The following is a 9,987-nucleotide window of genomic DNA, read 5'->3' as shown; positions in this document are numbered from 1 at the left end:
GTGCGGCGGCGCTGCGGGGCGCGCCCGGGCCCCCGCTGGTCCCGCCGCCCGGGCGGGCCCTGGCGGCGGTGCGCGAACGGCGACATCGATGGCGCCGACGGCAACGGTGCCGCCGCAGTGGCGGGGACGGGGCGGGCGGCGGATGGCTTGGACGGCTGGGACGCGCTGTTCATGGGGACCCCCGATGCGTGGCGGGCACGGGCAGGGCCGCGGTTGCGGATACCCGGCGGTAGCTTCGGTGTCGGTTGTAGCGGGACCGCTCACGGGGCCGCAACGCGCCCGTACCCGGCCGCGCGGGGCCGGAAGAGGTTCACCTATCAGGACCCACGGGCGGACGCGGGCTGACGCCGCACCCCGGTCACCTGCGGCTTCGCGGCACGCCCGTACGGGTGCGCGCGGGCGTGCGGACCGTATCCTGGCGGTGCATACGGTCCGGCGATACACGAAAGCGGCAGCCATGCGTGTCTATGTCCCCCTGACTCTTTCCGCTCTCGAAGAGGCGCACAAGGCGGGTGAGCTGGGGCCGGGGCCGGGGCCGGGGCTGTCGCCGGAGCGGGACGCGCTGGTCGCGTACGCGGTCACGCCCGGACTGCGCGAGTGGTACCTCTCCGACGACATCGAGGAACTGGAGTACGCCGCGCTCGGCCGCGCGGCCCAGGCTTCGCTGCGGCTCCTGGCGGCCGACCCCGGAGCGGCACGGCGCCGGGTGGTCGTGGCCGCCGACGTGCCGGACGCCGCCGTCAGCCCCGCGCCGGGCGACGGCGCCGCCGCCGGAGGCTCGGGGGACCCGGCCGGGCTGGGCGAGGTACGGGTCGCGGAAACGGTACGGCTCGCGAAGGCCGCCGCGGTGCATCTCGACGCGGCCGACGCGGAGGCCGACGTGGCGGCGGCCGTGGACGCGCTGGACGCGGCCGGGCGTGGCGACGAGGACGCGCGCTTCACCGTCGACGGCGCGGAGGACCACGAGCTGCTGTGGTACGCCACACAGGAGATCCCGAACCTGCTCGGCTGAACGGCCCCTGAACCGGGCCCCTGAGCTGGGCTGCCCTGGCTCTGCCGAGCCCCGTGGGGCGGGGCTCGACGGGCGGGGCGGGAGGAATCCGGTACCGGATTGTCGGACCCGGCGCGTACGGTCGGGAGACATGGGAACGGGGAACCTGAAAAGACGTCCGGGACACGCGGGGCACGCGGCGCACATCGTGTGGGACTGGAACGGCACGCTGCTGCACGACATCCACGCCGTGATCGACGCCACCAACGCCGCCTTCGAAGAGCTGGGCATGGCGCCCATCACGCTGGAGCGCTATCGGGAGCTGTACTGCGTGCCCGTGCCGCGCTTCTACGAGCGGCTGATGGGACGGCTGCCCACCGAGGAGGAGTGGGCGGTGATGGACGAGACCTTCCACCGCCACTACTGGCAGCGCGTGCACGACGCCGCGCTCGCCGAGGGCGCCATGGAACTGCTCGCCGGGGGAGGCGAGGCGGGGCGCACCCAGTCGCTGTGCTCCCTCGCGCCGCACGACAGACTGCTGCCCCTGCTGCGTACGCACGGCATCGAGCGGCACTTCCTGCGCGTCGACGGCGCGACGGGCCCTTCGGGCGGCGGCAAGGCGGCCCAGATGGAGCGGCATCTCACCCTGCTGACGTCACTCGGCGGCGGCGTCGAGGCGTCCCGCACCGTGGTGATCGGGGACGCGCTCGACGACGCGCTGGCCGCGGCCCACGTGGGTGCCCACGCGGTGCTCTACACCGGCGGTTCGCACAGCAGGGCCAGCCTGGAGGAGGCGGGTGTGCCCGTGGTGGACACCCTCGTGGAGGCCGTCGATGAGGCCGAGCGCCTCGCCCGCGCCTGAGCGGCCCCCCATGGCGGGCGGCCCCCGCACGGGCCCGGCCCGCCGCGAGGCGCCGCGCCACCGCCAGCCGCGCCCCCGCCGCATGACCGCCCCGCTACGAGACCGGTGCCTTCGCCCGCAGCACCGTCAGGAACTCCCGCATCCACCCGGAGTGGTCCGGCCAGGCGCGGGAGGAGACGAGGGTGCCGTCCACCACGGCCTCGGAGTCCTGGAAGGTGGCGCCCGCGGCCTCCATGTCCTGCTCCAGCGCCGGGTAGGCCGTGACGCGGCGGCCCCGGAGGCCGCCGACGGAGGCGGTCAGCAGCGGGCCGTGGCAGATCTGCGCGACGGGCTTGTCGGCGTCGAAGAACGCCTTGAGGATCTTGCGCAGCTCGGCGTCGTTGCGCAGATATTCGGGCGCCCGGCCGCCCGGGATCACCAGAGCGGAGTACTGGCCCGGATCGACTTCGGAGAAGGCCAGATCCGCCGGCCAGGTGTAGCCGGGTTTCTCGGTGTACGTGTCGAAGCCCTCCTCGAAGTCGTGGACGACGAAGCGCAGCGTCTTGCGGTAGGGGGCGGCGATATGAACGGTGTAGCCCTCCTCGCGCAGCCGTTGATACGGGTAGAGGACTTCCAGGGACTCGGCCGCGTCACCGGTCACGATCAGGATGCTGGCGGTCATGGTGTCCACCTCCGGAGCGTCATGTGAATTCAACGTGCTCCGGGCGGGCGTATTTGCCAAGGGCGCGCTCAGGCCCCGCTCAGCTCCGCCCGGCCCCGGTCAGGCCCCGCCCGGATCCCGTCGCGGCCCCGCTCGGGCTCCGTCTTCGGCACGCCCGCTGCCTGCGGGTTCGTCGCCGGGCGGCGCTGTCGCTGTCCATTCCGTCAAAGTCCGGCCTCCGCTTTTGTACAACTGCGGCCCATGACGGGGGTGCGGTGCGGGACGATAGCCTTACGTACGTGATCAGCCCGATATCCACCGGAGGCAACGCCGCCTCCACCCTGCGCCCACCGCGTCACAGCGCCCGGGCCGCGGCTGGTCGTTTCTCGCGGCGCTGCGTCGAACCCGAGCGGTCACCCCGCGTGCCTCGCGTTCTTCGCCGCGCCTCCGCCACACCCGACGTCACGCAACGGCGCGCGACAGGAGCCAGAGGACATGCAGACCAAGCTGGATGAAGCAAAGGCCGAGCGGCTGACAGAGGCCGCTCGGGTAGCTGAGCAAAGCCCCGCCGGGGGGAACCACCCGGTGGAGGGCCTTGAGAACGGCGCCCTTGAGGCGTTTCTCCAGCGCTACTACCTCCACACCGCGCCCGAGGACCTCGCGGACCGCGATCCGGTCGACATTCTCGGAGCGGCGCTCGCGCACTACCGGCTCGCCCAGGAGCGTCCCCAGGGGACGGCCAATGTGCGGGTCTACACGCCGACCGTCGACGAGAACGGCTGGACCTGCACGCACACCGTCGTCGAGATCGTCACCGACGACATGCCCTTCCTGGTCGACTCGGTCACCAACGACCTGTCCCACAAGGGCCGCGGCATCCACGCCGTCATCCACCCGCAGGTCGTCGTCCGCCGTGATGTGACGGGCAAGCTGCTGGAGGTGCTGGACGCCGGGCTGGACCCGTACGAGCCCGCCGGCGCACGTACCCGCAAGGAGCTGCCGCACGACGCGGTCACCGAGTCGTGGATCCATGTCGAGATCGACAGGGAGACCGACAGGGACGATCTGAAGCAGATCAACTCCGATCTCCTGCGCATCCTCTCGGACGTGCGGGAGGCCGTCGAGGACTGGCAGAAGATGCGCGGCGCCGCCACTCGCATCGCCGACGAGCTGACGGACGAGCCCCTCCCCGCCGATCTGCCGGACCAGGAGGCCGAGGAGGCCCGCGAGCTGCTGCGCTGGCTCGCCGACGACCACTTCACCTTCCTGGGCTACCGCGAGTACGAGCTGTCCAAGGAGCCCAGCGACGAGGAGCTGGCCCTCGCGCCCGTCCCCGGCACGGGCCTGGGCGTGCTGCGCTCCGACCCGCACCACACCGACACCGACGCCGAGGGCCACCCGGTCTCGCCGTCCTTCAACCGGCTGCCCGCCGACGCGCGCGCCAAGGCACGCGAGCACCGGCTCCTGGTGCTGACGAAGGCCAACAGCCGCGCCACGGTGCACCGTTCCTCGTACCTCGACTACGTCGGTGTGAAGAAGTTCGACGCCGAGGGCAACGTCGTCGGGGAGCGCCGCTTCCTGGGGCTCTTCTCGTCGGCCGCGTACACCGAGTCCGTCCGCCGCGTGCCCGTCATCCGCCGCAAGGTGGAGGAGGTGCTCGCCTCGGCGGGCTTCACGCCTGACAGCCACGCGGGCCGCGATCTGCTCCAGATCCTGGAGACGTACCCGCGCGACGAGCTGTTCCAGACCCCCGTCGACCAGTTGCGGTCCATCGTCACCTCCGTCCTCTACCTCCAGGAGCGCCGCAAGCTGCGGCTGTACCTGCGGCGCGACGAGTACGGGCGGTACTACTCCGCGCTGGTCTACCTCCCCCGCGACCGCTACACCACGGCGGTCCGGCTGCGGCTGACGGAGATCCTCGCCGAGGAACTGGGCGGCTCCAGCGTCGACTACACGGCCTGGAACACCGAATCGGTGCTCTCCCGGCTGCACTTCGTCATCCGGGTGCCCGCAGGCGCGCGGCTGCCCGAGCTGACGGACGCCGACACCGAACGGATCGAGGCCCGTCTCGCGGAGGCGGCCCGCTCCTGGGCGGACGGTTTCGCGGAGGCGCTGGTCGCCGAGTTCGGCGAGGAGCAGGCGGCCGAGCTGAGCCACCGCTACGGCGCCACCGCCTTCCCCGAGGGCTACAAGGCGGACTTCCCGCCGCGCGCGGCGGTCGCCGACCTCCAGCACATCGAGCGGCTGGGCAAGAAGGGCGACGACGAGGGCGGCGACGGGGGCGACGACGGTGAGGGGTCCGACTTCTCGCTGAGCCTGTACGAGCCGGTCGGCGCCGCCGCAGGAGAGCGCCGCTTCAAGATCTACCGCACGGGCCGCCCCGTCTCGCTCTCCTCGATCCTCCCCATCCTCCAGTCCATGGGCGTCGAGGTCGTCGACGAGCGCCCCTACGAGCTGCGCTGCTCCGACCGCAGCAAGGCGTGGATCTACGACTTCGGGCTGCGGCTGCCCGCGGCGCCCGCGAAGACCACGGCGCACGACCTCGGCGAGGACGCGCGCGAGCGCTTCCAGGAGACCTTCGCCGCCGTGTGGACGGGCCAGGCCGAGAACGACGGCCTCAACTCCCTCGTCCTGTCCGCCGGGCTGACGTGGCGGCAGGCGATGGTGCTGCGCGCCTACGCGAAGTACCTGCGGCAGGCGGGTGCCACGTACAGCCAGACGTACATGGAGGACACCCTCCGGCACAACGTGCACACCACGCGGCTGCTGGTGAGCCTCTTCGAGGCGCGCATGTCGCCGCGCCGCGCGGGCGCCGGGCACGAGCTGACCGACGGCATCCAGGAGGAGCTGGACGGCGCGCTGGACCTGGTGGCCAGCCTGGACGAGGACCGCATCCTGCGCTCGTTCCTCACGGTCATCAAGGCGACGCTGCGCACGAACTACTTCCAGAAGGACAGCGCGGGCGGCCCGCACACCTACGTCTCGATGAAGCTGGACCCGCAGGCGATCCCCGATCTGCCCGCGCCCAGGCCCGAGTACGAGATCTGGGTGTACTCGCCGCGCGTCGAGGGCGTGCACCTGCGCTTCGGGAAGGTCGCGCGCGGCGGTCTGCGCTGGTCCGACCGGCGCGAGGACTTCCGCACGGAGATCCTGGGCCTGGTCAAGGCGCAGGAGGTCAAGAACACGGTCATCGTGCCCGTCGGCGCCAAGGGCGGCTTCGTCGGCAAGCAGCTGCCCGACCCCGCCGTGGACCGCGACGCCTGGCAGGCCGAGGGCATCGCCTGCTACAAGACCTTCATCTCCGGGCTGCTGGACATCACGGACAACCTCGTGAACGGCGAGGTCGTCCCGCCCGAGGACGTGGTGCGGCGCGACGGCGACGACACCTACCTCGTCGTCGCCGCCGACAAGGGGACGGCGACGTTCTCGGACATCGCCAACGAGGTCGCCGTCGCCTACGGCTTCTGGCTGGGCGACGCCTTCGCCTCCGGCGGCTCGGCTGGCTACGACCACAAGGGCATGGGCATCACGGCGCGCGGCGCCTGGGAGTCCGTGAAGCGGCACTTCAGGGAGCTGGGCCACGACACCCAGACGCAGGACTTCACGGCCGTGGGCGTCGGCGACATGTCGGGTGACGTGTTCGGCAACGGCATGCTGCTCTCTGAGCACATCCGGCTGGTCGCGGCCTTCGACCACCGGCACATCTTCCTCGACCCCGACCCGGACGCGGCCACCTCGTACGCCGAGCGGCGCCGCCTGTTCGAGCTGCCGCGCAGCTCCTGGGCGGACTACGACAAGGAGCTGATCTCGGCGGGCGGCGGCATCCACCCGCGCAGCGCCAAGTCCGTGCCCGTCACCCCGCAGGTCCGCGCGGCCCTCGGCATCGACGCGGGCGTCACCAAGATGACCCCGGCCGAGCTGATGAAGGCCATCCTGAGCGCACCGGTCGACCTGCTGTGGAACGGCGGCATCGGCACCTACGTGAAGGCGTCGACCGAGATCAACGCGGACGCCGGTGACAAGGCGAACGACGCCATCCGCGTCGACGGCCAGGACCTGCGCGTCAAGGTCGTCGGAGAGGGCGGCAACCTGGGCCTGACGCAGCTCGGCCGGATCGAGTTCGCGCGCAAGGGCGGCAGGGTCAACACCGACGCGATCGACAACAGCGCGGGCGTGGACACCTCCGACCACGAGGTGAACATCAAGATCCTGCTCAACGCGGTCGTGGCCAACGGCGACATGACCGTCAAGCAGCGGAACGCGCTGCTGGCCGAGATGACCGACGAGGTCGGCGAGCTGGTCCTGCGGAACAACTACGCGCAGAACGTCGCCCTGGCCAACTCCATCGAGGGCGCGCCGAGCCTCCTGCACGCACACCAGCGGTACATGCGCCGCCTGGTCAAGGAGGGCAAGCTCGACCGCGGCCTGGAATTCCTGCCCTCGGACAAGCTGATCAGGGAGCGGCTGACCAACGGGCAGGGCCTGACGCAGCCCGAGCTGGCGGTGCTGCTCGCGTACACCAAGATCACCATCACCGACGAGCTGGTCGGCACGGGCCTGCCGGACGACCCGTATCTGCGCGGCCTCGCCCACGCCTACTTCCCCAGGGCGCTCCAGGAACGGTTCGCCGACGAGATCGACCAGCACGCGCTGCGCCGCGAGATCGTGACGACGCTGCTGGTCAACGACACGGTGAACACCGGCGGCAGCACCTTCCTGCACCGCATGAAGGAGGAGTCGGGCGCCTCGACGGAGGAGATCGTACGGGCGCACACGGCGGCCCGCGCGATCTTCGGCATCGGTGCCATCTGGGACGAGGTCGAGGGGCTCGACAACCAGGTCCCGGCCGACGTGCTCACCAGCATCCGGCTCCACTCGCGCCGCCTCGTGGAGCGGGGCACGCGCTGGCTGCTCAACAACCGGCCGCAGCCGTTGCAGCTCGCGGAGACCATCGAGCTGTTCGGCGAGCGGGTGCGGACGGTCTGGGACCAGCTGCCCGGCCTCCTCAAGGGCGACGACCTCAAGTGGCACCAGCAGATCCTGGACCGGCTGGAGGGCGCGGGCGTCCCGTCCGGGCTGGCGCTGAAGGTGGCGGGCTTCTCGGCCGCCTTCCCCGCGCTGGACGTGGTCGCGGTCGCTGAGCGTACGGGCGTCGAGCTGATGGACGTCGCCGCCGTCTACTACGACCTCGGCGACCGCCTCGGCATCACCCAGCTCCAGGAGCGGGTGAGCGAGCTGCCGCGCAACGACCGCTGGCAGTCGATGGCGCGCGCGGCCATCCGCGAGGACCTGTACGCGGCGCACCAGCTCATCGCGGCCGACGTGCTGTCCGAGGGCAGCGGTGCCTCGACGCCCGAGCAGCGGTACGAGGCGTGGGAGGAGAAGACCTCCACGATCCTCTCCCGTGCGCGGGCCACGCTGGAGGAGATCCAGGCGTCGGACACCTTCGACCTGGCGAACCTGTCGGTGGCCATGCGGACGATGCGGACGCTGCTGCGCAGCAACCGCTGAGCGGCGCTCGCTGAGCGGGCTTCGCCGAGCTGACGAGGGTGCCCCCGGAACGATGTGTTCCGGGGGCACCCTCATGTGCGGAGGCGGGTGGGGGAGGCCGGCGGGGGTCAGGTGCTGGGGACGCGTTCCGCTTCCGCTTCGGCCGCTTCCCCTACGCCCTCCACGGTGACCCCGCGCAGCCGTGGCGCGCTGAGCCAGCCGCAGGTGTTCAGCCGGAGCAGCACGTCCCAGGTGCCGGGCGCGAGGGGGCCGCCCTGGTCGGCGGTGGCCGGGTCGACGGTGAACTCGGCCTCGTAGCACAGGGCGTGACCCCGCGCGTTCCGGACCGGCCGCGCTTCCTCGTCCGGCGGGCCCGTCAGGCCCAGGCGGCGTGCCGCGCGCGCCAGGAGCCCGGCGGGCTCGGGTGCCTCGGTCGCCGAGGTGGCTGCGGCGTCCGGGGCGGCCTCGTCGGGGCCGAGGGGGAGTTCGACGAGGCGCGAGGTGCCGTGCACCGCGATCTCGGTCCTGTCCTCGCGGTGCCGCAGCAGCCCCGTCGCCTTGCCGTGCCGCACCTCGTCGGTGAAGTCGGCGGCTTCGAGCACTCCGGGGACGGCGGTCAGTGCGGGCGGCAGCCTCCAGTGGAAGCCGCCCTCGCCGCCCTCGCCGCCCTCGCCGCCCTCGGTGTTCCCGGCGTCCTCGGCGTCGCGCGTGAAGACGACGGGCGTGGCGGGCCGGTCGGCGACGGCCCGGTGCATCAGCCGCGTGTGCGCCTTCACGGTGAGCAGGGGCCCGTCCCACTCGGCCGAGATCAGCCTCGGCAGGTGGTCGATGTTCGCTTCAAAGACGGCGAAGTCCTCCAGCAGCGACAGATCCCCGTGCCGGGCGAGCGCCGACAGGACCCGCAGCCGCGCGGGGAGGTGCGCGTCGGCCTCCGGGGGCAGGTCGGCGGCCAGGGAGCTGACGGCGCCGAACCACGCGTCGCGGTAGTCGCCCGACTGCATCAGCAGGCCCTTGCCGGTGAGGCGCCGCAGCGCCTTGTTGCCGTACCAGTTGGCGAGCAGCCGCTCGCGCAGCGGGCCAGGGGGGACGTGGGTGTCGGGCGCGTCGAGGACGGTGAGCACCCGGCGGATGCTGTCGACGTACGGCGCCGGCTCTATGCGCTGGTAGCTGATGTTGTGGAGGCCGTCGTGGTGCCGCACCCAGTGGTAGCAGGTGTAGTCGTGGACGGTGGCCACGCCCGACGCCAGCAGATAGGCGCGGAGCATGAAGAGGTGGTCCTCCAGGCGCACCCTGCCCTCGGCGAACCGCAGCGCGTGGTCCGTCAGGAAGGCGCGGCGGAAGAGCTTGTGCACGGTCATCGACCCGGCGAGGACGGTGTCCTTGCGGAAGTCGCCGTGCGCCATGGGCTTGGCGAAGGGGGCTCGCGGGGCGCCTCTGCCGTGGCCCGCCATGCGGCCGATGACGATGTCGGCGCCGGTCTCCCGCGCCCGCGCGTACAGCTTCTCCAGCGCCTTGGGGGCGAGCCAGTCGTCGTCGTCCACGTAGTGCACATACTCGCCGCGCGCGGCGTCGGTACCTATGTTGCGGGGGCGGCCCGGCCAGCCGGAGTTCGTGGTGCGTATGAGCCGCATGTGGGGCTCGTCCGCGAGGGCCGACTCCAGTAGCGCGGCGGTGTCGTCGGTCGAGCCGTCGTCCACGTAGATGACCTCGAAGTCCTCGCGGTCCATGGACTGTTCGCGCAGCGACCGCAGCCCGTCCAGAACGGTGCGTCCCGTGTTGTACGTGGGGACGACGACGCTCACCTTGAGGGGCCGGTTCATATGAGCCCCTGGGGCGGGTGGTGGGGCACGGGGTGGCGGGGCGCACGGGCTGTCGGGGTGAGGGGGAGCGCGGCTCGGGTGGCGGTCTGCACGGGGGTCCTCCAGGCGTACGCATGTCCGGTATATGGCGTATGGAAATGCTAGAGGCGCATGTCCTGAATGTCGCGATCGGCGGGGGTGCCGC

Annotated in this window: 5 protein-coding genes; 3 read left to right on the top strand and 2 right to left on the bottom strand. The window is 72.0% G+C overall.

Annotated features, from left to right (window positions below):
* Positions 1 to 457 precede the first annotated feature (457 nt).
* Positions 458 to 1,012 (top strand): DUF6912 family protein, encoded by a 555-nt coding sequence (locus ACYVOO_RS07140; protein ID WP_461014766.1) that lies wholly within the window; start codon positions 458 to 460, stop codon positions 1,010 to 1,012.
* Between the two features lie 130 nt (positions 1,013 to 1,142).
* On the top strand, positions 1,143 to 1,853 hold the full coding sequence (locus ACYVOO_RS07135; RefSeq protein WP_461014765.1) for an HAD family hydrolase: 711 nt from the start codon (positions 1,143 to 1,145) through the stop codon (positions 1,851 to 1,853).
* A 94-nt stretch (positions 1,854 to 1,947) separates the two neighbouring features.
* Here ACYVOO_RS07135 and ACYVOO_RS07130 read toward each other — a convergent pair whose 3' ends face one another.
* On the bottom strand, positions 1,948 to 2,514 hold the full coding sequence (locus tag ACYVOO_RS07130) for a DJ-1/PfpI family protein (protein ID WP_461014764.1): 567 nt from the start codon (positions 2,512 to 2,514) through the stop codon (positions 1,948 to 1,950).
* A 474-nt stretch (positions 2,515 to 2,988) separates the two neighbouring features.
* On the opposite strand from ACYVOO_RS07130, the gene ACYVOO_RS07125 reads away from it, so the two are divergent.
* Positions 2,989 to 8,004: an NAD-glutamate dehydrogenase gene (locus tag ACYVOO_RS07125; protein WP_461014763.1), complete on the top strand. Its 5,016-nt coding sequence runs from the start codon at positions 2,989 to 2,991 to the stop codon at positions 8,002 to 8,004.
* A gap of 107 nt (positions 8,005 to 8,111) precedes the next feature.
* Here the strand turns inward: ACYVOO_RS07125 and ACYVOO_RS07120 are convergent, their stop codons facing one another.
* Complete coding sequence (locus tag ACYVOO_RS07120; protein ID WP_461014762.1) at positions 8,112 to 9,803, bottom strand: glycosyltransferase family 2 protein; 1,692 nt, start codon at positions 9,801 to 9,803, stop codon at positions 8,112 to 8,114.
* Positions 9,804 to 9,987 lie beyond the last annotated feature (184 nt).

The sequence above is a fragment of the Streptomyces daliensis genome (assembly GCF_054782395.1).
The sequence above is the reverse complement of the archived record's forward strand: the minus strand, read 5'-3'. Positions and strand labels throughout refer to the sequence as shown.

Coding starts and splice junctions, on each gene's coding strand:
- ACYVOO_RS07140 (WP_461014766.1), top strand. CDS start 458: ATGCGTGTCTATGTCCCCCTGACTCTTTCCGCTCTCGAAGAGGCGCAC.
- ACYVOO_RS07135 (WP_461014765.1), top strand. CDS start 1,143: ATGGGAACGGGGAACCTGAAAAGACGTCCGGGACACGCGGGGCACGCG.
- ACYVOO_RS07130 (WP_461014764.1), bottom strand. CDS start 2,514: ATGACCGCCAGCATCCTGATCGTGACCGGTGACGCGGCCGAGTCCCTG.
- ACYVOO_RS07125 (WP_461014763.1), top strand. CDS start 2,989: ATGCAGACCAAGCTGGATGAAGCAAAGGCCGAGCGGCTGACAGAGGCC.
- ACYVOO_RS07120 (WP_461014762.1), bottom strand. CDS start 9,803: ATGAACCGGCCCCTCAAGGTGAGCGTCGTCGTCCCCACGTACAACACG.